The organism is Sphingobium sp. FG125 (genome assembly GCF_057809795.1).
Genome location: NZ_JBMDKQ010000004.1, coordinates 162,900 through 186,658, shown reverse-complemented (window position 1 = coordinate 186,658; position 23,759 = coordinate 162,900). Strand labels below are relative to the sequence as shown.

At 64.2% G+C, this 23,759-nt stretch carries 23 protein-coding genes; 10 read left to right on the top strand and 13 right to left on the bottom strand.

What is annotated here, in order from left to right:
- Positions 1-66: 66 nt before the first annotated feature.
- A complete protein-coding gene (locus tag ACODSR_RS05610) occupies positions 67-945 on the top strand; it encodes a LysR substrate-binding domain-containing protein (RefSeq protein WP_489074489.1) in 879 nt (292 codons plus the stop codon).
- 94 nt (positions 946-1,039) lie between these two features.
- Entirely contained in the window at positions 1,040-2,197 is a 1,158-nt protein-coding gene (locus ACODSR_RS05605) for a GGDEF domain-containing protein (protein ID WP_489074487.1), read from the top strand.
- A 21-nt stretch (positions 2,198-2,218) separates the two neighbouring features.
- Here the strand turns inward: ACODSR_RS05605 and ACODSR_RS05600 are convergent, their stop codons facing one another.
- Positions 2,219-2,890 carry a glutathione S-transferase family protein gene (locus tag ACODSR_RS05600; RefSeq protein WP_489074485.1) on the bottom strand — a complete coding sequence of 224 codons (672 nt, stop codon included), beginning with the start codon at positions 2,888-2,890 and terminating at the stop codon, positions 2,219-2,221.
- A 185-nt stretch (positions 2,891-3,075) separates the two neighbouring features.
- On the opposite strand from ACODSR_RS05600, the gene acs reads away from it, so the two are divergent.
- Positions 3,076-5,019: an acetate--CoA ligase gene (gene acs, locus ACODSR_RS05595; RefSeq protein WP_489074483.1), complete on the top strand. Its 1,944-nt coding sequence runs from the start codon at positions 3,076-3,078 to the stop codon at positions 5,017-5,019.
- A 22-nt stretch (positions 5,020-5,041) separates the two neighbouring features.
- Positions 5,042-5,554, top strand: coding sequence for a cytochrome b (locus tag ACODSR_RS05590; RefSeq protein WP_489074481.1), 513 nt, complete (start codon positions 5,042-5,044; stop codon positions 5,552-5,554).
- 324 nt (positions 5,555-5,878) lie between these two features.
- On the opposite strand, the gene ACODSR_RS05585 is transcribed toward ACODSR_RS05590, so the two are convergent.
- Both ACODSR_RS05585 and ACODSR_RS05580 read right to left on the bottom strand, forming a co-directional pair.
- Entirely contained in the window at positions 5,879-7,084 is a 1,206-nt protein-coding gene (locus ACODSR_RS05585) for an FAD-dependent monooxygenase (RefSeq protein WP_489074479.1), read from the bottom strand.
- Between the two features lie 182 nt (positions 7,085-7,266).
- A complete protein-coding gene (locus tag ACODSR_RS05580) occupies positions 7,267-8,358 on the bottom strand; it encodes a branched-chain amino acid aminotransferase (protein WP_489074477.1) in 1,092 nt (363 codons plus the stop codon).
- Positions 8,359-8,496: 138 nt separating this feature from the next.
- Here ACODSR_RS05580 and ACODSR_RS05575 point away from each other — a divergent pair, with 138 nt between their 5' ends.
- Both ACODSR_RS05575 and ACODSR_RS05570 read left to right on the top strand, forming a co-directional pair.
- Entirely contained in the window at positions 8,497-9,516 is a 1,020-nt protein-coding gene (locus ACODSR_RS05575; RefSeq protein ID WP_489074475.1) for a threonine aldolase family protein, read from the top strand.
- A complete protein-coding gene (locus ACODSR_RS05570; RefSeq protein ID WP_489074473.1) occupies positions 9,509-10,408 on the top strand; it encodes a DMT family transporter in 900 nt (299 codons plus the stop codon). The genes ACODSR_RS05575 and ACODSR_RS05570 overlap by 8 nt, the downstream gene beginning before the upstream one ends.
- A 22-nt stretch (positions 10,409-10,430) precedes the next feature.
- On the opposite strand, the gene pheT is transcribed toward ACODSR_RS05570, so the two are convergent.
- From pheT to hisN, 6 genes are all read right to left on the bottom strand, one after another.
- A complete protein-coding gene (pheT, locus tag ACODSR_RS05565) occupies positions 10,431-12,848 on the bottom strand; it encodes a phenylalanine--tRNA ligase subunit beta (protein WP_489074471.1) in 2,418 nt (805 codons plus the stop codon).
- On the bottom strand, positions 12,845-13,936 hold the full coding sequence (pheS, locus tag ACODSR_RS05560) for a phenylalanine--tRNA ligase subunit alpha (protein WP_489074469.1): 1,092 nt from the start codon (positions 13,934-13,936) through the stop codon (positions 12,845-12,847). Before pheS ends, pheT begins: the two co-directional genes overlap by 4 nt.
- Before the next feature lie 67 nt (positions 13,937-14,003).
- On the bottom strand, positions 14,004-14,606 hold the full coding sequence (locus ACODSR_RS05555) for a LysE family translocator (RefSeq protein WP_489074467.1): 603 nt from the start codon (positions 14,604-14,606) through the stop codon (positions 14,004-14,006).
- Positions 14,607-14,803: 197 nt separating this feature from the next.
- Positions 14,804-15,166: a 50S ribosomal protein L20 gene (gene rplT, locus ACODSR_RS05550; RefSeq protein WP_006952270.1), complete on the bottom strand. Its 363-nt coding sequence runs from the start codon at positions 15,164-15,166 to the stop codon at positions 14,804-14,806.
- Between the two features lie 13 nt (positions 15,167-15,179).
- Positions 15,180-15,383, bottom strand: a complete 204-nt coding sequence (gene rpmI / locus ACODSR_RS05545; protein WP_004208916.1) for a 50S ribosomal protein L35 — start codon at positions 15,381-15,383, stop codon at positions 15,180-15,182.
- A 133-nt stretch (positions 15,384-15,516) separates the two neighbouring features.
- On the bottom strand, positions 15,517-16,329 hold the full coding sequence (gene hisN / locus ACODSR_RS05540; RefSeq protein ID WP_489074465.1) for a histidinol-phosphatase: 813 nt from the start codon (positions 16,327-16,329) through the stop codon (positions 15,517-15,519).
- Between the two features lie 65 nt (positions 16,330-16,394).
- Between hisN and ACODSR_RS05535 the strand changes: the two genes are divergently transcribed.
- Complete coding sequence (locus ACODSR_RS05535; RefSeq protein ID WP_489074463.1) at positions 16,395-16,817, top strand: VOC family protein; 423 nt, start codon at positions 16,395-16,397, stop codon at positions 16,815-16,817.
- Positions 16,818-16,872: 55 nt separating this feature from the next.
- Entirely contained in the window at positions 16,873-17,109 is a 237-nt protein-coding gene (locus ACODSR_RS05530) for a hypothetical protein (RefSeq protein WP_489074461.1), read from the top strand.
- Here the strand turns inward: ACODSR_RS05530 and ACODSR_RS05525 are convergent.
- Positions 17,066-17,749 carry a hypothetical protein gene (locus tag ACODSR_RS05525; protein ID WP_489074459.1) on the bottom strand — a complete coding sequence of 228 codons (684 nt, stop codon included), beginning with the start codon at positions 17,747-17,749 and terminating at the stop codon, positions 17,066-17,068. The two genes, ACODSR_RS05530 and ACODSR_RS05525, sit on opposite strands and share 44 nt — an antisense overlap.
- Positions 17,750-17,827: 78 nt before the next feature.
- Positions 17,828-18,763, bottom strand: a complete 936-nt coding sequence (locus ACODSR_RS05520; RefSeq protein ID WP_119746953.1) for a ribose-phosphate pyrophosphokinase — start codon at positions 18,761-18,763, stop codon at positions 17,828-17,830.
- 135 nt (positions 18,764-18,898) lie between these two features.
- Between ACODSR_RS05520 and ACODSR_RS05515 the strand changes: the two genes are divergently transcribed.
- Together ACODSR_RS05515 and gltX are read left to right on the top strand one after the other, a co-directional pair.
- On the top strand, positions 18,899-20,560 hold the full coding sequence (locus tag ACODSR_RS05515) for an NAD+ synthase (protein WP_489074457.1): 1,662 nt from the start codon (positions 18,899-18,901) through the stop codon (positions 20,558-20,560).
- Between the two features lie 117 nt (positions 20,561-20,677).
- Positions 20,678-22,006, top strand: coding sequence for a glutamate--tRNA ligase (gltX, locus tag ACODSR_RS05510; protein ID WP_489074455.1), 1,329 nt, complete (start codon positions 20,678-20,680; stop codon positions 22,004-22,006).
- A gap of 16 nt (positions 22,007-22,022) precedes the next feature.
- Here the strand turns inward: gltX and ACODSR_RS05505 are convergent, their stop codons facing one another.
- Positions 22,023-22,769 (bottom strand): esterase/lipase family protein, encoded by a 747-nt coding sequence (locus ACODSR_RS05505; protein WP_489074453.1) that lies wholly within the window; start codon positions 22,767-22,769, stop codon positions 22,023-22,025.
- 109 nt (positions 22,770-22,878) lie between these two features.
- Positions 22,879-23,748, bottom strand: a complete 870-nt coding sequence (locus tag ACODSR_RS05500) for a hypothetical protein (protein WP_489074451.1) — start codon at positions 23,746-23,748, stop codon at positions 22,879-22,881.
- Positions 23,749-23,759: the final 11 nt, after the last annotated feature.

Here is a 23,759-nt window from a genome sequence, read left to right as displayed (position 1 = left end):
TGGCTCTGCGATCGACAAAAAGACATGATGCGACGCAGCGCACCGGCTTCGGATTAGTGAATATAGATGCGCAGACTGCCGCCACTTACGGCCCTGGAGGCCTTTGTTCAGGTAGCCCGCCTTGGCTCGGTCAAGGCGGCGGCAGAGGAACTCGCGCTCTCGACTCCGGCGCTCAGCAGGCGCGTTCAGGCGCTCGAACGCTTCATCGGTCGCCCCCTGTTCGACCGCAAGCATCAGGCGCTGGAAATCAATGTCGAGGGGCAGAGACTGCTCGACGATATCGCCCCGGCCCTCGATTCCCTCGCCCAGGCACTGGAAAATATCCAGAGCGGCGGCAATCAACTGCGCTTGCGGCTGGCGGTGATGCCACTGTTCGCAACCCAACAGCTGTTCCCCCATCTGGGCGCGCTGCGGGCGCTGCACCCGCAACTGCATATCGACATCGAAACCACACCCCATGCCGTCGCACGGCTTGGCGAAGGGCTGGATGCCGCGATCGTGCTGGCCAAGGATATCGACGCGGCGCTCTATGCCCATGAGTTGGACCATGATGAAGTCTATGTCATCGGCGCGCGCTCTCTACTCGAATCGCCCAATGCGCTAAACTCGCCGGGGGAACTGGCCCAGCATACCGTGCTGCTCCACCGCGATATGGCGCTGGCGTTCGACGCATGGAAGGAAGCGGTCGGCCTGCCCGACCTGCAACCGCTGGCGATCGACAATTATGATTCGGGCCAGTTAATGCTGGAAGCCGCAGCCCAAGGGCTGGGCGTAGCCTTCATGCACGCCAGCCATTTCAAGGAAGCGGCCGATAACCGGCTGGCCCGCCTATTCCCGATCCCGGTCGAAAGCCCCTATCGCTATTATTTCGTCTGCCGTCCGCGGGCGCTCCAGACCCGCGCCGTGCGCATCTTCCGCGACTGGCTGGTAACGGCTGATATTTGAGAATGGGCTTTGCCCATTCGTGCCGCACCGGCCCGCACAGATTTTTCTCTGTCTTGGCTCTTAACCTTGTTTCGCGACCGCCGTTATAGCCAACATGACTGGGGCCATTTCACCTTCCGCTAGCCCGCAACATGGGCTGACCGACCGACTGGCACGATGGGCGAAAGGCCTGTCGGGCAAGCCTGATGAGGAGGCGACCGCGGAAGATCAGCGCCCCCGTCCCGGCTCCGCATCCAGCCGCGAAGTGAACCGCCGCCGCCAACTCTATGGCGAGATTGGCGACTTTCTGTTCGCCCATGATCTGGACCTGACGCCCATCAATTTCAGCGTCGCGCTCGACTATCTGACCGGTGCGAATATCGGCGTGGAAAAGGCGATCAAGGCCGTGCTGATGGAGCGCGGCAAGATCACCAACGGCTGGATAGAATCAGTCGCCGCCGATCAGCGGGTCGATGAAGTCACGCCCGATTCGCTGGCCACGATGCTGGACAAGGTCGAGGAAAATCTGACCCAGTTTACCGGCCTGATGCACGAATCGCGTAATTCGGCGAAGGATTATGGCGCAGCCTTGCAGGAGCAGGCCAAGGGGCTGGCCGAGGGTAGCGATGCCGAACCCGTGCTGGCGCGTCTGGTGGGCCTGACCCGCTCGATGGTCGAAAAGACCCGGCTGGTCGAAACCCAGTTGCGCGACAATCAGAAGCAGACGCAGGCGCTCAAATCCAGCCTGGAAAATGCCCGGCGCGCTGCCGAACATGACCATCTGACCGGCCTGCCCAACCGCCGCGCTTTTGAAGGCGTGTTGCGGGAGGAAGTAAAGCTGGCACAGGATAATGGCGAGACGCTGTCAGTAGCTTTTTGCGACATTGACCATTTCAAGCATGTCAACGACACCCATGGCCATGACACGGGCGACCGGGTGCTGAAATTCGTCGCCGGGCTGCTCGCCAAAGTGTCCGACGACCATTGCCATGTTGCCCGCCATGGCGGGGAGGAATTTGTCATGCTGTTCCGGGGCAAGACCGCCGCTGAAGCGTGCGAAGCCGTAGACGCCGTGCGTGAGGACTTGGCCACCCGCAGCCTCGTCAACCGCACCAATGGCGAACGGATGGAACGGATCAGCTTTTCCGCCGGCGTTGCCAATGTGCTGGCCTATGACGACCCGCGCACCGCGCTCAAGGCCGCCGACCGCGCCCTCTATCTGGCCAAGGAACATGGCCGCAACCGGGTCTATCTGGCGGCGGAAACCGACTGAGAAGGCGCGCTTTAGGGTCCCTTAAAAATCCGGCTTCTCATAATGTGGCGGCGGGGTGATCACCTCCATCCGTTCCGACAATAGAGGCCGGAAGGACGGGCGCGATTTGAACCCCGCATACCAGCGCCGCACCGGCTCATGCCCCTGCCAGTCGATGCCGCCAAGATAATCGGCCACTGACAGATGCGCCGCCGCGGCAATATCGGCAAGGCTCAGCGTGCCGCCCGCCATCCAGCTGCGATGGTCGAGCAGATAGTCCATATAATCCATATGCACATTCGCCCGCTTCATCGCCTCGCGCAGGATGCGGGCGTCGGGCGGGGCGCGCTCGATCAGGCGTTTCTTCATCCGCTCGTGCAGCAGCGGGCCAACCACATCGCCATAGAAATTCTGGTCGAAAAAGGCGGTCAGCCGCCGCACTTCTGCCCGGCCCGCCGCCGTGCCGGAGATGAGCGGGAATTTCTCCACCGTCTCCTCGAAATATTCGCAGATCGCCTGGCTGTCGATCAGGGTGATGCCCTTGCCCTCCTCCACCATCACCGGCGTGGTGCCGGCCGGGTTCAGATCGAGAAATTCGTCGCGCATCGCCCAGGGCGATTCGCGCACCAGATCATAGCCGACACCCTTCTCCCCCAGCAGCAGGCGGACCTTGCGAGAGAAAGGGCAGAGCGGAAATTGATAGAGAAGCCACATAGGCGATTCCTGTTAGGCGTGCCTGGGCGCGGGGGGAAGCGGCAAAATGCGGAACGGTCGATCAAGAGCTTCGGTCATATCGACCAAAAGGATGATGATAAACGGCATGAACAGCGCTTCCGGTCGTCGCGTCTGGACGGTAGAAGGCCAGTCAAACAACGGTTTCGTTTCGGAAAGGATGCGCGATGTCTGATGATTTCTTCCCGGTGCCGGAGGATTGGGCAAAAAATGCGCTGATGGACCGTGCCGCCCGCGCCGCCGACTATGCCCGCTCGATCGATGATGCGGACGCCTATTGGCTGGAACGGGCGCAGCGTCTCGACTGGATCACCCCCCCCACCCGCGCGAATGAAAGCAGCTTTGCGGAGGCGGATTTTGGCGTCAAATGGTTTGCCGACGGCGTGCTGAACGTCAGCGCCAACTGCATCGACCGCCATCTGGCGACACGCGGAGACCAGACCGCGATCATCTGGGAACCCGATTCGCCTGACGCCCAACCGCGCCGTTACAGCTACGCTCAGGTGCATGAAGAAGTCTGCCGCTTCGCCAATGTGCTGAAAGCCGCGGGCGCGCGCAAAGGCGACCGCATCACCCTCTATCTGCCGATGATCCCCGAAGCCGCCTTCGCTCTGCTCGCCTGCGCGCGGATCGGCGCGGTCCACAGCGTCGTGTTCGGCGGCTTTTCCCCCGAAGCGCTGGCTGGCCGCATCATCGATTGCGATTCCACGCTGGTGGTGACCGCCGACGAAGGCCGTCGCGCGGGCAAGGCGGTGCCGCTCAAGGCCAATGTCGATGCTGCGCTGAGGGACTGCCCCAGCGTCAAGACGGTGATCGTCGTGCAGGCGACCGGCGGCGCGGTAACCATGGCACCGGGTCGCGACCTGTGGTTGCACGAGGAAGCGGCCAAAGTCTCCCCCGACTGCCCGCCCGAACCGATGAATGCGGAGGATCCGCTGTTCATCCTCTACACGTCGGGATCGACCGGCAAGCCCAAGGGCGTGCTGCACACGACCGGCGGCTATCTGCTCTGGGCGTCGCTGACGCACGAACTCTGCTTCGACTATCGACCCGGCGACGTCTACTGGTGCGCCGCCGACATTGGCTGGGTCACCGGCCACAGCTATATCGTCTATGGCCCGCTGGCGAACGGCGCGACGACGTTGATGTATGAAGGCGTGCCCAATTACCCGACGCCCGCCCGTATCTGGGAAGTGGTCGACCGGCATCAGGTCCAGACGATCTTCACCGCCCCTACGGCGCTGCGCGCGCTGATGAAGGAGGGTGACACATTCGTCCATTCCACCAGCCGTGCGTCGCTGCGCCTGCTCGGCACCGTCGGTGAGCCGATCAACCCGGAAGCCTGGCGCTGGTATCACAGCGTCGTGGGCGAAGGGCGCTGCCCAATCATCGACACCTGGTGGCAGACCGAAACCGGCGCGGCGATGATCGCGCCAACGCCGGGCGCGACCGACCTCAAGCCCGGCTCCGCCACCCTGCCGATGCCCGGCGTGGTGCCACAGATTGTGGACGCCGAGGGTGTTGTGCTGGACGGCGCGACCGAGGGCAATCTCGTCATCGCGCAATGCTGGCCGGGTCAGATGCGCACCGTGTGGGGCGATCATGACCGCTTCTTCCAGACCTATTTCACCACCTTCCCCGGCAAATATACCACTGGCGACGGCGCGCGCCGCGACGCGGACGGCTATTACTGGATCACCGGACGCGTTGATGACGTCATCAACGTGTCGGGCCACCGCATGGGCACGGCGGAAGTCGAAAGCGCGCTGGTGCTGCATGAGAGCGTCGCCGAAGCCGCCGTCGTCGGCTTCCCCCACGACATCAAGGGTCAGGGTATCTATGCCTATGTGACGCTCAACGCGCATGAAGAGCCAAGTGACGAGTTGCGCAAAACGCTGGTCAAATGGGTCCGCACCGAAATCGGACCGATCGCCACCCCGGACGCCATCCAGTTCGCGCCGGGCCTGCCCAAGACCCGGTCGGGCAAGATCATGCGCCGTATCCTCCGTAAAATTGCGGAGGGCGAAGTATCGGCGCAGGCGTTAGGGGATACCAGTACGCTGGCCGATCCGTCAGTAGTCGACAATCTGGTCGCGAACCGGCAGGGTTGACGCATAAGCTCAAGGAGTTGCCATGGACCGCTATACCTCTGTCGCACGCGCCCTGCACTGGATCATGGCGGTCCTGATCATAGTCAATCTGGTCCTTGGCATCGGCCATGACGCCCTGCCCAAGGACTGGGCGGTGATGCCGGTCCACAAGTCGCTGGGCCTGACGGTGCTGGCGCTCACGCTGGCGCGACTGGCCTGGCGGCTGGGCCACCGCCCGCCGCCACTCCCGGCCGCCATGCCCGGCTGGGAGAAAGCGGCGGCGCACGCCACCCATTTCGTGTTTTACGCCTTCATGATCCTGGTGCCACTGACCGGCTGGATCATGACATCGGCCGGCACGCGCCCGCTCAACTGGTTCTTCCTGTTCGACGTGCCGAAATTCGCGGTGACGAAGGGCGATATTCTGGTCGATATCTCCGGCGAGGGGCATGAGATCATGGGCTTCGCCTGGGCCGCGCTGATCATCCTCCACATCGCCGCTGCGCTCCGCCATCATATCGTGCTGAAGGACAATGTGCTGCGGCGGATGCTGTGAGTTGAAATTCAGGAGCGTTCAAATTATACGGTTTTAGGCAAAAGGCACGTTTTCTCCTTCGTTACAGAACCCCCGTCATTGCCGTGGCGGGGGTTCATTCGTTCAGGAGGCGAGTTGCCGCCCGCCTCCTGCCCGTCGCACACCTTATTTGGAGCGCAAAACCTCCACGATCTTGAGGATCAAGGTCGCCAGGAGGTACGCTTCAATGAAAGACATTTTCTACTCCGTTCGTTAAGCGACAAGAATGCCGCTCGAACGAGGTAGCCATATTACGCTAGTGACCCCACCGGGTGGCAAGGTAGCAGCGCCTGCTACCGTCAGACCCTAAACCATCTCGCCCGTCAGCAACCGTGGCAGCGCGCCTGACTGCCCGCGCGCCTCTGCCATGAACCGCCCCTTGAGCAGCGAGGTCCGTTGCACCGCCGCCAGCCCCGCGCGGCGCGCCAAGGCCGGCAAACGCCCCGGCACGTCGAACAGCCGCACCAGCCCATCCATCGCCACGCTGACCGACAGCGAATCCAGACTGCGCCAGCGCTGATAGCGCGCCAGCAATTGCGCATCGCCCGGATCAAGGCCCAGCCTCTTGCCCTCCACCAGCACCTCGACCAGCGCGGCGACATCGCGAAAGCCCAGGTTCAAGCCCTGCCCGGCAATCGGGTGGATCGCATGGGCGCTGTCGCCGACCAGCGCCAGCCGCGTATCGGTGATCCGCGCAGCATGGTGAAAGCCCAAGGGGTAGGAGGATCGTGGCCCGGCCAGACTAATCTCGCCCAGAAAACCACCAATCCGCTTCTGCGCTTCGGCCAGCCAGGCGCGCTCGGACAATTTGAGCATCGCGGGCGCCTGTTCCGTTGGCACCGTCCATACGATCGCCGATCGCGTGCCGGGCAGCATCGGCAGCAGCGCGAAGGGACCGCCGACATAGAAAATCTCATAGGCGGTGTTGGCGTGCGGCACTTCATGGTCGATCGCGCTGACCATGGCGGTATGCTTATATTGCCAGCGCGTCGTGCGGATGCCTGCTGCTTCGCGCGTGGGGCTGTTGCGCCCCTCCGCCGCGACCAACAGCGCGCCCCGGATCGTCGCCCCGCTCGCCAGCGTCAGCGTCACGCCATCGGGGTTGCGATCGACATGGACAGCGCGGTCAGGCTGGAAGCGGGTGAGATTGCTCGCCGCCGCCGCCTGCGCCAGCGCGATGCGCAGGTCGCGATTGGGGATCATCGTCCCCATGACGCCATCGTCGGCGTCCGGCACGAAATCGAGCGCCCCCGGCTCCAGCCCGTCGCTCACCCAGATGCGGTCGATCGGGCAGCCCTTCCCTTCCAGAAAGGGCGCGACCCCGATGGCCGATAGCATCGCGAAGCTGGTCGAGCTGATCGCCGACACGCGGCCATCAAAGCCGGTGGCAGTGGTATCCACCGGATCGGCGGGGTCGATCACGGCACAGCGCACGCCATGGCCGGAAAGGGCGATGCCAAGGGTCAGACCGACAAGGCCGCCACCCAATATCACGACGTCGAAGCGTTCCATGCGGGACTATCTAGGCGGTCGAGCGCCGATTGGGAAGCGGTGGTGCGCGCCCTACACCCGAAAGGACAGGGTGGGTCGCTAAACCAAACTCCGTTCGGGCTGAGCGAAGTCGAAGTGGCTTCGCTCCGCTCAGCAGACCCCTTCGACTTCGCTCAGGGCGAACGGAGGTTGGTGAAATCCCGTTAAACCGTCCGCACCCAGCCTGCCGGATCGGCCACCGTCCCGCGCTGAATGCCGGTCAGTTCCGCCCGCAGCGCTTCAGTGACGATGCCGCCGTCGCCATTGCCGATGGTGAAGTCGCCATCCACGCTCTTGACCGTGCCGATCGCGGTGACGACTGCCGCCGTGCCGCAGGCAAAGGCTTCGCGCAGCTTGCCGCTGGCCGCATCGGCGCGCCACTGCACAAAGCTGTACGGCTCTTCGCGCACATCATGCCCCTTGGCGCGCGCCAGCGTTATGATCGAATTGCGGGTAATGCCGGGCAGGATCGTGCCCCCCAGCGGGGGCGTGACGATCGACCCGTCGTCCATGACGAAAAAGACGTTCATGCCGCCCAGTTCCTCGACCCACTTATTTTCCGCCGCATCCAGAAACACGACCTGGTCGCAACCATGGCCGATCGCTTCCTTCTGCGCGACCAGCGACGCGGCATAATTGCCACCGCATTTGGCCGCGCCGGTGCCGCCGCGCGCCGCGCGGGTGAAATGTTCGGATACCCACAAAGTCACCGCCTTCTTGCCGCCCTTGAAATAGGCACCGGCTGGTGAGGCGATGACGCAGAAAATATATTCGTTGGACGGGCGCACACCCAGGAAGGTCTCGCTCGCGAACAGGAAGGGACGCAGATAGAGGCTGCCCTCCCCGCCCGGAATCCAGTCGGCGTCGATCTGCACCAGCGCCTCAACCGCCTCCAGAAATATGTCCTGCGGCAGTGCGGGCATCGCCATGCGCTCGGCCGATTCGGCGAAACGACGGGCATTTTCCTCCGGGCGGAACATGGCGATGCTGCCATCTTCCAGCCGGTACGCTTTCATCCCTTCAAAGATTTCCTGCGCATAATGCAGCACCGCACAGGCCGGGTCGATCTGGAACGGCTCACGCGGGCCGACAGCATGGCTGTGCCAGCCCTGCCCTTCGGTGTAGCGTATCGTCACCATATGATCGGTAAAAATGCGCCCGAAGCCGGGGTCCGCCAGCAATACCGCACGCTCGTCCGCCGACACAGCCTTGTGGCTTGGGGTGACGGTAAAGCGCGATGTCTGCTCGACGTCCATAGTGTCTCTCCTTGGGTTGGACGGCGTGCCTATGTCACAAATAGATGCGCAAAACAACGTCAACTATGCTGACCCATCAGGCCATTGTGCCGATGCTGGCCTCTTGGCGCTCCCCTGTCCGCCCGCTATCGCCTGCCAATGCACTTTTTTTCCGACAATGCGACCCCGGTTTGCCCGCAAGTGATGGCGGCGATGGCAGCGGCAGACCACGCCGACCATGGCTATGATGGCGACCAATGGAGCGCCCAGTTGGACGGGGCTTTCTCCGCCCTGTTCGACACGCAAGTCCGGGCGCTGTGGATCGCCACCGGTACGGCGGCCAACAGCATCGCGCTGGCGACGCTCTGCCCGCCCTATGGCGGTGTGATCTGCCATGAGGAAGCCCATATCGTCGTTGACGAATGTGGCGCGCCCGGCTTCTTCACCCATGGCGCCAGCCTGATGACGCTGCCGGGCGACGGCGCAAAGCTCACCCCCGAAGCGGTCAGCGCGCGACTGGCGACGGTCCGCCCCGACGTGCATCAGGTGCCAGCCCGCGCGATCAGCATCACCAACGCCACCGAATATGGCCGCGTCTATACCCCCGATGAAGTCGCTGCACTGGGCAACATCACCCGCTCCCATGGCCTCGGCTTCCACATGGACGGCGCGCGCTTTGCCAATGCGGTGGCGCATCTGGGCTGCGCGCCCGCCGATCTGACATGGCGCGCGGGTGTCGATGCGCTCAGCTTTGGCTGCGTCAAAAATGGCGGCATGATCGGCGAAGCCTTGTTATTCTTCGGGCCGCAGGCTGACACGCGCGCCGCCGAAGCCGTCCGTTTGCGTAAACGGTCGGGGCATCTTTTCTCCAAGGGCCGCTATCTCGCCGCGCAGATACTCGCGATGGTCGAGGATGATCTGTGGCTCACGAACGCCCGCGCTGCCAACGCCGCCGCGCAGGCATTGGCGCAGCCCGTGCCGGATCGCCTGCTCCACCGCGTGGAGGCGAACGAACTGTTCGTCCGCCTGACCGCGCAAGAGGCCGCAACGCTGCGCGCCCAAGGCTTCGATTTCTATGACTGGGGCGAAGGGGCCGCACGGCTGGTCACCAACTGGTCGCAGGACGCCGCCAGCGTCGCGCCGCTCGCCGCCGCGCTATCAGCGCTCGACCATGGCTGAATCCGACACAAAGGGTGGCATCCTCTTCCCCTTCATCCTCGTCACGCTGATCTGGAGTTCAACCTGGATCGTCATTCGCGACCAGATTGGCAGCGTCCCGGCCAGCTGGTCCGTCTGTTATCGCTTCGCGCTGGCGGGGGTGGCCATGGCTGTCTTTTGCCGGATGCGCGGCGTGTCGTTGCGGATTGGCCGCGCGGGGCTGATCTTCGCCGCGCTGCTGGGGACGGCGCAATTCGTCCTCAACTTCAACTTCGTCTATCGCGCCGAACTCACCCTGACATCGGGCGTCGTCGCGGTGATCTATGCCATGCTGCTGATCCCCAACTCCATCCTGTCCTTCCTGATCTTTCGCCAGCCGGTCAGCCGCACCTTCATTGTCGGGTCGACGGTCGCGATGACCGGCATCGCGTTGATGCTGACCCATGAATATCGCGCCGCCGGCATCGCGCCGGGTGACGTGCTGATGGGTGTCGGCTTCGCCGTCGCTGGACTATTGAGCGCGTCTGCCGCCAATGTCATGCAGGGGATGGAGATTGCCCGCCGCCTGCCGATGATAGCCGTGCTGGCCTGGGCGATGCTGATCGGCGCAGCGGTGGACGCGGCCTATGCACTCGCCACGGTCGGCCCGCCGGTGGCCGAATGGCGCGCGGGTTATTGGCTGGGCGTCGCCTGGCTGGGGCTGGCCGGATCAGTCGTCACCTTCCCGCTCTATTTCCGCCTGATCCAGCGCATGGGCGCGGGCCGCGCCGCCTATACCAGCGTCCTCATCCCGATCATCGCGATGCTGATTTCGACGCTGGCGGAGGGTTATCGCTGGACTGGCCTGGCTGCTGGAGGCGCCTTGCTGGCGATCGCAGGCATGGCGATCGCACTGCGGGCGAAGGCGGGTTAACTTCCCCCGCCCTCGCGTCGGTTCAGCCGCGCAACACGCCGCCCAGCTTCTGCGCCGCCTTCACGATCGCCGCGCTGATCGCGTCCAGCTCCTCCTGGGTAAAGCTCTTCTCGCCGGGCTGGAGCGTGACTTCGATGGCGAGTGACTTGCTGCCTTCATCCACGCCCGGCCCGGTAAAGACATCGAACAGGCGCGCATCGACAATCGCCTTCTTGTCCGCGCCCTTGACCGCCCGGACCAGCGCATCGGCCTCAACGGCGTCAGCCACGACAAAGGCGAAATCGCGCTTCACCGCCTGCAAGGCGGGCGGCGCATAGGGCGCGCGCATGAAGCCGGTCTTGCGCTTGCCCGGTATCGCGTCGAGGAAAATCTCGCCCGCGACCACCGTGCCGCTCAACCCGAACTGCTTGGCCAGGCCCGGATGCAGCACGCCATATTCGGCCAGCACCACCTTTGGCCCCAGTCGCAACGTCCCCGATTGGCCAGGATGATAGGCTGCCGACGCCTCCCCGAAACTCTGGAGATTGGCGACCGGCGCGCCCGCCGCCGCCAGCAGCGCCATGATGTCGGCCTTGGCATCATAGGCGGTGAAGGGCTGCGCCTTGCCATCCTGCCAGCTGCGCGGCTGCTTCTCGCCCGCCAGCACGAAGCCGACAGTTGCCCGCTCGCCCTGCTTGAAATAGCGCCGCCCCAGCTCGAACAGCCGCACCGACGCAGCGCCGCGATCCATGTTGCGACGGCTGGCCGACAGCAGGCCGGGCAGCAGCGAAGGCCGCATGACCTTCAAATCCTCCGAAATCGGATTGGCCAGCACCCACTGCCCCCCGCCCACAGACGCAGCTTCCTTTTCCGACAGGAAAGACCAGTTGATTGCCTCGGCAAGGCCCCGCGCCGCTGCCGTCCGGCGCACCCGGCGCTCGACCAGCTGCTCCGGCGTCGCGGTCGGACGGGCAACGCCCGGCATACGCGGCAGCGGGGTGGAGGGTACATGCTCCAGCCCGACGATCCGCACGATCTCCTCGACGATATCGGGCCAGCCATCAACGTCGCGCCGCCAGCTTGGCACAGTGATCGACCAGGTACCCGGCACGATCACCGGCACCCCATCCTCATAATCGGTGCGGTTTTCCTGCCCGCCCACGACAAAGCCCAGACTTTCGAGGATGCGTTTCTGCTCGTCCGCCGCCACATAGACGCCCGCCAGCGTCAGGCACTGGTCGGGTGTATAGTCCACGATCTTGGGCGTCACCGGCGGCGCACCCGCGCGGGTCGCCTCGCTGGGCGTGCCACCGCACAAATGCGTCACCAGGCTGGTCGCGATCGACAGGCCGTCGTCCAGAAACGCCGGATCGACCCCACGCTCGAACCGCCCGCGCGCATCCGAGGTCAGGGTCAGCTTCTGCCCAGTCATCGCAATCCGTTCGGGCGTAAAGTAAGCGCATTCGATCAAAACGTCGGTCGTGCCGTCCTGCGCGCCGGAATGTTCGCCGCCCATGATGCCGCCAATGTCATGCACCGCTTCGTCGTCGGCGATGACGGTCATCGTCTCGTCAACCGCATAGGTCTTGCCGTTGAGCGCGACGACCTGTTCGCCCGGCTTGCCCTTGCGCGCCACCAGCCCACCCTTGAGGCTCGCCATGTCATAGACATGCAGCGGACGGCCGAGGTCGATCATGATATAGTTAGTGATGTCGACCAACGTGCTGATCGGCTTCTGCCCGATCGCCTTCAGGCGCTTGGCCATCCATTCGGGCGACTGGCCGTTGGTGACGCCGCGCACGGTGCGCGCAAAGAAGGCCGGGCAGCCTTCGGGATCGTCGGTCCGCACGTCCGGTCCCGGACCCACGCCCGCAATTGCCGGCACGATGATCGCGTTCAGCGTCCCCAGCCCCGCCGCCGCCAGATCGCGCGCAATGCCGCGCACGCCCATGCAGTCCTGCCGGTTGGGCGTGATCGACACGTCGATGACCGGATCGTTCAGCCCAGCCCAGTCGGCATAGACCTGCCCCACGGGCGCATTTTCGCTCAGTTCGATGATGCCGTCATGATCGTCACCCAGCTCCAGCTCGCGGGTGGAACACATCATGCCATTGGATTCGACGCCGCGAATGGCAGTCTTTTTCAGCACCATGCCATTGGCGGGCACCACCGCGCCTTCCGTCCCGAACACGCCGACCAGTCCGGCCCGCGCATTGGGTGCGCCGCACACGACCTGAAGCGGCGCGTCGTCGCCATGGTCGACGGTCAGTATCTGCAACTTGTCCGCCTGCGGGTGACGCTCGGCGGTCAAGACCTTGGCGATCTTGAAGCCACCCAGCTTCTCCGCCGGATTCTCGACCCCCTCGACCTCCAGCCCGATGGCGTTGAGCGTCTTGAGGATAGTGGGCAAATCCGCATCGGTCGCCAGATGCGTCTTGAGCCAGCTCAGGGTGAACTTCATGCGCCCACTCCCCCGCTCAGCGTCGGCACGTCCAGCGCCGAAAAACCATAATGTTTGAGCCAGCGCAGATCGCCGTCGAAGAAGGCCCGCAAGTCGTTCATCCCATATTTTAGCATGGCGAGCCTGTCGACTCCCGTGCCAAAGGCAAAGCCCTGCCATTCATCCGGGTCGAGGCCACATGCCTCGATCACCCGCCGGTTGACCATGCCGCTGCCCAGCACTTCCAGCCAGCCGCCAGCCGCCGCATCGCCGTCCCCGCCGATCACCCGCTGGCCATTCACCAGCGTATAACCGACATCGACCTCGACAGAGGGTTCGGTGAAGGGGAAGTAGCTGGGGCGCAGCCGCAGGACGATATCCTCGCGCTCGAAAAAGGCCTTGAGGAAGGTCTCCAGCGTCCATTTGAGATGGCCTAGCGTGATCCCCTTGTCGATCACCAGCCCTTCGATCTGGTGGAACATCGGCGTGTGGGTCGCATCACTGTCACTACGATAGACGCGGCCCGGCGCAATGATGCGGATCGGCGGCGGCGTCGTCATCATCGTGCGGATCTGCACCGGCGATGTGTGGGTGCGCAGCAGCATCCGCTTCTGCCCTTCCTCGTCGGGGAAGTAGAATGTGTCGTGCATCGCCCGCGCCGGGTGCGTCTCAGGAATATTGAGCGCAGTGAAATTATGCCAGTCGTCCTCAATCTCCGGCCCGGTCGCGACCGAAAAGCCAAGGTCCGCGAAGATTTCCGCCAATTCGTCCATCACCTGGCTGACCGGGTGGACGCTGCCCTGCGGTCCCAAATCGGCGGGCAGGGTCATGTCGATCTTCTCAGACGCCAGCCGCGCGTCGAGCACCGCCTGCTCCAGCGCCGCCTTCTTGGCGGTGATGGCGGCGGTCACGGACTCGCGCAGATCCTGAATCGGCGGGCCTTTTTCCAGCCGTTCGTCCGGCGACATGCCGCCCAGCGTCTTGAGCAGGCCGGTAATGACCCCGTTCTTGCCGAGCGCGCCAACGCGCAACGCTTCGACTGCGTCCGGCGTGTCCGCGGCGGCGATGTCGGCAATCAGCCCGGCCTTCAATGCGCTAATGTCTGTCATCTACTGTCATTCCTGAAGAGCGGAAACATAGGCGCGCCTTAGCGAGGCGCGCCGTGCAAGGGAAGGCTTACGCCCGCGCGCCCAGCAAAGCGCCGCCAAAGCCGATGAACATCACGCCGGTCGCCCGGTTGAACAGGCGCTGGCGGTTCACCGGTGCCAACCAGCGGGCCAGTTTGATTCCGCCCAGGGCATAAGCAGCCTGCCAGCCCAACTCGATCACCACAAAACTGATCACCAGGATCGCTAGCTGCATTCCGAACGGACGGCTGGGGTCGATGAACTGCGAAAACAGCGCGGCGGCAAAGATGATCAGCTTGGGGTTGGACAGGCCGGTCAGGTAGAGCGCGCGGTCCGAACGCCTGGACGCCACGCCATCAACCCCGCCGACCGGCGCGCGCCAAGCCTTGATCCCCAACCAGACCAGATAGGCAACGCCCGCATAGCGCAGCACATCGAACAGGCGCGGCGAGGCCTTGAGCAACGCCCCCAGCCCCAGCGCCGATGCGATCAGGCACAGCAGCACCGCACTCATCAACCCGGCCATCGTCGCCAGCGCGCGGCGCGGGCCATGGGCGATGCTCTGCGTCATCACATGCAGCATGTTCGGCCCCGGCGTGGCGGAGATCAGGAACACGGCGGTCACATAAAGCCACCAGAGATGCAGCGACATGGGGTTGGTCCTTATACAATAGCCCGTTCGGGCTGAGCGAAGTCGAAGCCTTCCACTGAGCGCAGCGAAGTGCCTTCGCCATGCTCAGGCGAACCCTTCGACTTCGCTCAGGGTGAACGGAGTATTGGCAACAAACAAAAAGGGCGCCGGAAGCATCTGCCCCGGCGCCCTTTTGACGATCTTGCGACCGACCGGCCTTATGCTGCGGGCAGCGCAGCCTTGGCCTGGGCGATGATGGCGCTGAACGCCTCGCCTTCGTGCATCGCAATGTCGGCCAGAACCTTGCGGTCCAGCTGCACACCGGCCAGCTTGAGGCCATGCATGAATTGCGAATAGGTCAGGCCTTCAGCGCGGACACCCGCGTTGATGCGCTGGATCCACAGGCCACGGAAGCTGCGCTTCTTGACCTTGCGATCGCGATAAGCGTACTGGCCGGCCTTTTCGACCGCCTGACGGGCGACGCGGATGGTATTCTTGCGACGGCCATAATAGCCCTTCGCCTGTACCAGAAGCCGCTTATGCTTGGCGCGGGTGGTTACACCCCGTTTGACGCGTGCCATTGTCCCTTACTCCTTACTTGAGGCCGTAGGGCGCCCAGAGGCGGACGTGAGCCACGTCGGCATCGGACAGCACGGAAGTACCACGGTTCTGGCGAATATATTTGGCGTTGTGGCTGATCAGACGGTGACGCTTGCCAGCGACGCCGTGCTTGACCTTGCCGGAAGCGGTGAACTTGAAGCGCTTCTTCACACCGCTCTTGGTCTTGAGCTTGGGCATTTTCGTCTCCTTTGCGTAGCGCGACGATTACAGACAGCCCCGGCAGCCCTAGTTAGCCGGGCGGTCCCACTGAATATCGCGAAGGGCGCGCATAGGCGGGTGGGCAGGGAAAGGCAAGCGATTTGGGGGTGTATCAATGCGAATGGTTATGACCCGCCGCGCTCGCCATCGCCTCCAGCACATCCTCCAGCCTTGCCGGATCGCCCAGCGCCAGCACATGGCCGTCGCTGTCGGCAGTCAGCGGCTCGCCGTGCCAGTCGCACATCAGCCCGCCAGCGCCCTCGACCACCGGCACCAGTGCGGCGAAATCATAGGATTGCAGCCCCGATTCGATCACGATGTCGAGGAAGCCCGACGCAACCAGGCCGTAATTATAGCAATCCCCGCCATAGACAGGTCCCTGACGCGGCGATCCGCCGGAGACCGCCGCGACCAGCGCCATATAAGGCGGCACGTCGCCATCATCGAACAGATGCGGGCTGGTCGTCGCAATACCTGCGCCCTCGATCGCGCGACAGGCGCGGGTGCGGATCGGCTGGCCATTGAAGGTCGTCGGTTGCCCCGCCATCCCGGCCCAGCGTTCTTTGGCGATCGGCTGGTCGATGATCCCGATGGTCGGCCACCCCCCTTGCGTCAGCGCGATCAGCGTGCCGAAAATCGGCCGCCCGGCAATGAAGCTGCGCGTGCCATCGATCGGATCGAGTATCCACACCCGTTCGGCATCCTCGCGCACCGATCCATATTCCTCGCCAATGATGCCGTCGCCCGGACGCTCTTTTTCCAATATCGCGCGGATCGCGGCCTCCGCCGCGCGATCAGCTTCCGTCACCGGCGATTTGTCCGCCTTATATTCCATGTCATAGCGGGCACGGAAAAAAGGGCGGATCGCCGCGCCAGCGGCGTCGGCAAGGCGGTTGGCAAGGGCCAGATCATCGCGGGTGGTCATCCGCTTCGCCTAGCGGCTGCGCGGCGTTTACGCTAGACTGCGCCTCTATGGAGAAGGAGGGAAAAATGCCCGGTTCGCCTGTAATCCCATGCCTGCGCTATGCCGACGCCCCTGCCGCGATCGACTTTCTGTGCGACGCCTTCGGTTTCGTGCGCCACGCTGTCTATGCCGATGATGCCGACCCGACCATCATCCACCATGCCCAACTTGTGCTGGGTGCGGGCATGATCATGCTGGGCAGCGTGCAGGATATGGCCAGCGAATCGCTCTACACCTGGTCCACCGCGCGCGACCTGGGCGGGGTCACCGGGTGCGTCTATGTCGTGGTGGCCGACGTCGATGCCCATTGCCTCCACGCCCGCAATGAAGGCGCGGTGGTGGTCGATGAGCCACGCGACAATGACGGCTATCCAGGGCGCGGCTACAGCGCGCTAGACCCGGAAGGCAATGTCTGGAGCTTTGGCAGCTACGATCCCTGGGCTGCTTAAGCCTTCGGCAACCTCGCCGCGCTAGTCTTGCGGGCTGGATGACGGGAGCAGGCGCATGGCGCTAGTTGGCTGGTTTTTGAGTTTTGTCGCCCTGTTTTCGGGCCTTGCGCTGCGGCAGGACATGCCGGTCGGTGGCGCTGTCACCCTGTCCAACCTGCTGATCGCGCTGGCGGTGCTGGCCTGCCCCATGGTCTGGCGGGGCAAGCCGCTCGGCATATCGCGCGGCCAGCGTGTCGTGGCCGCGCTGATCATGATCCTGTCCGTGCCGCTGGTGCTGCTACCTGCCGGGTAGCGCGCCAATGCCGCCACCGGTGCACCGTCACGACAAGAACCGCGCCGATCGCCACAGCATCGAACAGCCCGAGATGCGATCCTGAAAATGGTGTGTTGCGCCAGATATTGGGGAACACCGTGCCGACCGCCCGAATGACGATCCCTGGGCCGAGAAGTACCATCGCGACGATTTCATAGGCTTGGATCAGTATCGGTCGGCGCTCGTCAGGCAGAGGGACGCGCACATGCTTTGCCAGACGTATTTCCATCGCCTGCTTGGCGCGATCCGTGAGCCACCAATGAACGGCGAGCAGCGCGAGGGGAGGGCCTGCCAGAACAACCATGCTCGTAACATAGCCACCATAGCGGAATCCCTCGATCCAGTTGACAATCGCCATGATGAGCGGGCTTGCGTGAATAGCCGAAAGCATCATGATGCTTGCCGGTATCGTGAACAGGACGCTCCATCGCATCAGCCGCCGCGCTGGGGCTAGATCCGCCAGATAATCAGCGCACAGTCGTTCCCATGCGCGCGGGGTGAGGCCAACCGCCTCCTGATCGCCGGGAAGCAAGACCAGCATCTGGCCATTTTTGTCGCGATAGCGGCGGTCATACAGCCGCTTCATCGCCAGTTTGTTTAACAGCGTTGTTTCGCCCATACTGACTGCGCTCCCGGTAGAGCGAGCCAGCCTAGCGGCGGGCCGTTAACAATGAATGTGGCGACATGCGGGTCGGTATTAATCAAACAAACTCGACACCGAACTCTCGTCCGCAATCCGCTTGATCGCCTCGCCCAGCAAAGGCGCGATCGGCAGATGGCGGATATGCGCGGCATTGTTGACCGCATCGGTGCCCTGGATCGAATCGGTGATGACCAGTTCCAGCAGGTCCGACGCCTCGACCCGTGCGACCGCGCCGCCCGACAATACGCCATGGCTGACATAGGCGACGACTTCCTCGGCACCGGCGGCCTTCAGCGCACTGGCCGCGTTGCACAACGTGCCCGCCGAATCGACGATATCGTCGATGAGGACGCAGAAGCGTCCCTTCACGTCGCCGATGATGTTCATCACTTCGGATTCGCCCGCGCGCTCGCGGCGCTTGTCGACGATGGCGAGCGGCGCATTGTCCAGCCGCTTGGCCAGCGCCCGCGCGCGCACCACGCCGCCGACGTCGGGCGACACGACCATGATATTGCGGTCGCCAAAGCGCGCCTGAATATCCGCCGACATCACCGGCGCACCGAACAGGTTATCGGTCGGAATGTCGAAGAAACCCTGGATCTGCCCCGCGTGCAGATCCACCGACAATACGCGGTCGGCACCCGCCTTGGTGATCAGATTGGCGACCAGCTTGGCGCTGATGGGCGTGCGCGGGCCGGGCTTGCGGTCCTGCCGGGCATAGCCGAAATAGGGGACAACCGCCGTAATTCGCTTGGCCGACGCGCGCTTGAGCGCGTCGATCATGATCAGCAATTCCATCAGATTGTCGTTGGTGGGATAGCTGGTGGACTGGATCACGAACACGTCCTCGCCCCGGACATTTTCGTGGATTTCCACGAACACTTCCTCATCGGCAAAGCGGCGGACGCTGGCGTCGGTCAGGGGGATTTCGATATAGTCGGCGATGGCGGCCGCGAGCGGCTTGTTGGAATTGCCGGTCATGAGCTTCATGGCCAAGTCCCCCTGCTATTTGGCGGCGTGACGAATTGATGACGCTGCGTGAAAACGCCGCCCCTTTAGCCGCGTCCGTTCCTGCTGGAAAGGCGCTTTTGCGCGTGGCGGCAAAATGCTCTAACGGCCCGGTCCATGACCGACAAACTTGTGATCGCCCTCGCCCAGATGACCCAATCGGTGGGCGACCTTGCCGCCAATGCCGACGCGATGCTGGCATGGCGGGACAGGGCCGTTGGCGCGGACCTGATCGTCTATCCCGAATTGCAGCTGATCGGCTATCCACCCGAAGATCTGGTGCTGAAACCCGCTTTGGTCGAGCGCGCGAATCAGGAGCTGGACCGGATGGCGCAGGCGACCGCCGATGGCGGACCGGCGATGCTGGTCGGCACCGTGGTTGCTGCGCATGGCGTGTTGTTCAACGTCGTCGCCCTGCTGGAGGGCGGCGCGGTGACGCAGATCCGCCAGAAGCGCGAATTGCCCAATTATGGCACGTTCGACGAAAAGCGCCTGTTCGCCCCCGGCCCGCTGCCAGCACCAATCGACTTTCGCGGCGTCAAGATCGGCGTGCCGATCTGCGAGGATATCTGGTTCCCCTTCGTCACCGCGCATCTGAAAGCCGAGGGCGCGGAGATATTGATCAGCCCCAATGGCAGCCCCTATGAGGTCGACAAGGATGACCGCCGCCAAACCATGGTGGCCGGTACGCGGGTGCGCGAAACCGGTCTGCCTTTGGTCTACCTCAACCGCGTCGGCGGGCAGGACGAACTGGTGTTCGACGGTGCATCCTTCGTCATGAACGCCGATTTTGGCATCGCCCAGCAGTTGCCGGACTGGGAAGAGGCGCTGGTGCTGACCCAGTGGGAGAAATGGGATGGCCAGTGGGGCTGCCTGCCCGGCGATTGCCATGTCCCCGACGAGCGCCCCGCCGACATTTACAACGCGATGGTATTGGGCCTGCGCGACTATGTGAACCGCAACCGCTTTCCCGGCGTGGTGCTGGGCCTGTCCGGCGGGATCGATTCGGCCCTGTCCGCCGCCGTCGCGGTCGATGCGCTGGGCGCTGACCGGGTGTGGTGCGTCATGATGCCCTCGCGCTTCACCAGTCAGGATAGCCTGGACGATGCGGTCGAATGTGCGCGCCTGCTGGGCGTGCGTTACGACACGATTCCGATCGAACCGGCGGTCGGCGCGTTCGAAGCGATGCTCGGCGAGGTATTTGCCGAGCGCCAGCGCGACCTGACCGAGGAGAATATCCAGTCGCGTATCCGTGGGCTGACGCTGATGGCGCTGTCCAACAAATTTGGTCACATGCTGCTGACCACCGGCAACAAGAGCGAGATGTCGGTCGGCTATGCCACCATCTATGGCGACATGGCGGGCGGCTATTCGGTGCTGAAGGACGCCTATAAGACCACCGTGTTCGACCTGTCGCGCTGGCGTAATGAGAATGTCCCGTCGTTGGGCGAAGCCTTTGGCCCCGCCGGCCCGGTCATGCCGCAGCGGGTCATCACCAAGGCGCCAAGCGCCGAACTGCGCCCCGATCAGCGCGACGATGACAGCCTGCCACCCTATGAGGTGCTGGACCCGATCCTCTACGGCCTGGTCGAGGAGGAATTGTCGGTCGAGCAGCTGGTCGCGCGCGGGTTTGAGCGCGATACCGTCGCGCGGATCGAGCGGCTGCTCTATGTCGCGGAATATAAGCGCCGCCAGTCGCCCCCCGGCGTGAAACTGGGCAGCCGCAATTTCGGCCGCGACCGCCGCTATCCCATCACCAATGCGTTTAGAACATTATGATTCCCCCGTTCGCCCTGAGCGAAGTCGAAGGGTCAGGCAGAGCGTAGCGAAGCCACTTCGCTCCGCTCAGTGGATGGCTTCGACTTCGCTCAGCCCGAACGGATTTAGGATTAACCCATGACCGTCATCACCCGTTTCGCCCCCTCGCCCACCGGCCACCTCCATGTCGGCAATATCCGCGCCGCGCTGCATAACTGGCTGTGGGCGCAAAAGAGCGGCGGGCAGTTTCTGCTGCGGCTCGACGATACCGACCTGGAACGTTCACGCCTCGAATATGCCGATGCGATCAAAGCCGACCTGCAATGGCTGGGGCTGAACTGGGACGCAGAGGCGAAGCAGTCGGACCGCTTTGCCCTTTACGAAGCACGGTTTGAAGCGCTGCGGGAATCGGGCCATGTCTATCCCGCTTACGAGACGAGCCAGGAACTGGACCTCCGCCGCAAGGTCTTGCTGGGGCGCGGCCTGCCGCCGGTCTATGATCGCGCCGCGCTGGCGCTGACCCCGGATCAGGTCGCCGCTTACGAGGCCGAAGGCCGCGCCCCGCACTGGCGCTTCAAGCTGGATCATGACCAGCCGATCATCTGGACCGACCTCATTCGCGGCGACCAGCGCTTCGACCCCAAATTGCTGTCCGATCCGGTCATCCGCCGCGCCGATGGCAGCTGGCTCTACATGCTCCCCTCGGTCATCGATGACGTCGACATGGGCGTCACCCACGTCCTGCGCGGCGAGGATCATGTGTCCAACACAGCGACCCAGATCCAGATGTTCACAGCGCTCGGCGCGCCGCTCCCGGCCTTTGCCCATGAAGCGCTGCTAACTGGCAGCGAGGGCAAGCTGTCCAAGCGGCTGGGATCGCTGGGCGTCGCCCATTTCCGCGAGATCGGACTGGAACCAGCCGCCATCGCCTCTCTGCTCGCGCGGCTGGGAAGCAGTCAGCCGATCGAGCCGTTCGCCACCGTGCAGCCCCTGATCGACAGTTTCGACTTCGCCCATTTCGGTCGCGCCCCCGCGCGATTCGATGAAGGCGAACTCGCAACCCTCAACCAGAAGATCGTCCACCTATTGCCATATGGGGCGGTCGCCAAGCGCCTGCCTGAAGGTATGGACGCCCCGGCATGGAATGCCATCCGCCCCAATCTGGAGACGGTCGCCGGTGCCGCCGACTGGTGGCGGATCGTCACCGGCCCGGTGTACGCGCCCGCGCCGGAAGCAGAAGATCGCGACTTCCTGGCCCTCGCGCGCGGCATCCTGACCGAAACCCCCTTCGACGCAGACATCTGGCGCACCCTCACCCATGCGCTGAAAGAAGAAACCGGCCGCAAGGGGAAGGCATTGTTCCTTCCCCTGCGCCGCGCACTGACGGGGCTGGATCATGGCCCGGACATGGGACAATTGCTGCCGTTAATCGGGCGGGACGAAGCCTTGGCTCGCCTCCAGGCCTGACGACGACGCCCCCGTCTCAGGCGCGCATCGACTCCAGCGCTTTACCCACAGCGGCAATGCCTTCGGGCGCAGCGGCAAAGCCCATATGGGTGCAGTCGACCTCGATCGCGCTATCCCGCTCCCCGCTGCGGCCCTTGGCACATTCGGGCAGGATCACCCCGTCGCGCCGCGACCAGAGCGCAACGGTCGGCACTGGCGGCTTGGCTTCACGGATGCACGGGAAAGGCGGGCGGTCGACCGGCGTACCCGACACCAGCTGATAGAGCCGCCAGGCATGGTTGGCGCGTGGGTCACCGGAAAAGGGCGTGCCCATCGTCACCACGCCGCCGACCTTGGCCGCTGCCAGCTTGGCATATTCGCGCGCATACAGCCCGCCCAGGCTCCAACCGACCAGCGTTACCGGACCACCGGACATGCGCCGTATATCGTCCACCCGACGGTCGATCGCCTCCAGACTATCCGCCTTCGGACCGAAATTGCGCCCTTGGCCCCAATGATGCGCGTCAAACCCGGCCCTGTTCAGGATCGCGCGCATCGGCTCCATCCGCGCGTCCGACGCCAGCAGGCCGGGGATCAGCAGCAGCGCGCGACCATCACCCCGAATAGTCTGCGCCAGCGCATCGGCCTGCGCCCGCGTGCGTGCCAGATCGAAGGGGAGTGCCATATTGCCGACCAGATGCTGGACCGATGGCCGGGCGACGGCGCGCGGGCCGGACGCGAGGCGATCCTTCCAGAAAGTAGTGACGGCAGCATGAGGTGGCACGACGACAAAATCCCTTTGGCCCGAAGGCAAAGATGACAGTGTCGTGACAAACGCCGTCCGCGTCCATCGGTTTCATCGCAGCAAAGAAACTGTTTATCGCAATATTGGATCAGGGTGCCAGCGGCGACGTCTGCGCGACAGGCGCGCCCTCAACGCTGCGCAGCGCGCGTGGCTCCAATATGGCCGCCGTTTCGATCAGGTCAAGCGCACGACGCGCCTCCAGATAGCGGCGGGCCAATTGCACCCAGCGATCCACAACAGCCCGACCTGGCAATCGTTCCACCTCTGCCAGCGCGGCATTCACCCGTCCGCCGTCGAGATAATGGATTGCCCGGTCAAACCCGGCCTGCGGACGAGGTGAAGGGGTCGATGCCCGGCGGATGGTCACCAGTTCGCGCGCTTCATGCTCAATGGCGCTCCACCAGCTCGCATCGGCAGGCGGGGTCGTTGCCCGATCGCCAATGTCGATCAGCCCGCCGCGCAGGTCAGCGAGCGTAACCGGCTCGCGCGCGGCATTGATGATGGTCGCGACCGCGCGCGGCTGGGCCTGGCCGAAGCGCAGCCGCAACTGTCCCTCGACATAGCCGAGCGGCGCGCCGCTATCGAGCGCCCGGCGCGCGGCGAAGGCGACCAGCAGCCCTTCGGCGCGTGCGGCGTTGCCGGACGCGGCCTGCGCCTCCACGGTGATGCGGGTCAGCCGTTCTTCCAGCTGCACCACCCGCGCGTCGAGCATCTGCGCGGCATCAGCGGTGAGCGGACGCTGCGCCAGAGAGGGTGCGGGATTGCTGCCCAGCAGCGGGGCCACGCTGGCCGCTTGCGGCTGCGGATCGCTCCAGCGGCGCTGAATCTGCGGCCAGGCCCAGACGGTTACGGCAACCCCTACGACAAAGGCCAGAAGGATCAGGATCAGCAGCGGCACCATGCTGCGCCGCCGGGCAGGGGGCGGGGTCATGCTGCCAAGGCCGTCCTCATCGCTCATGCTGCCCCCTT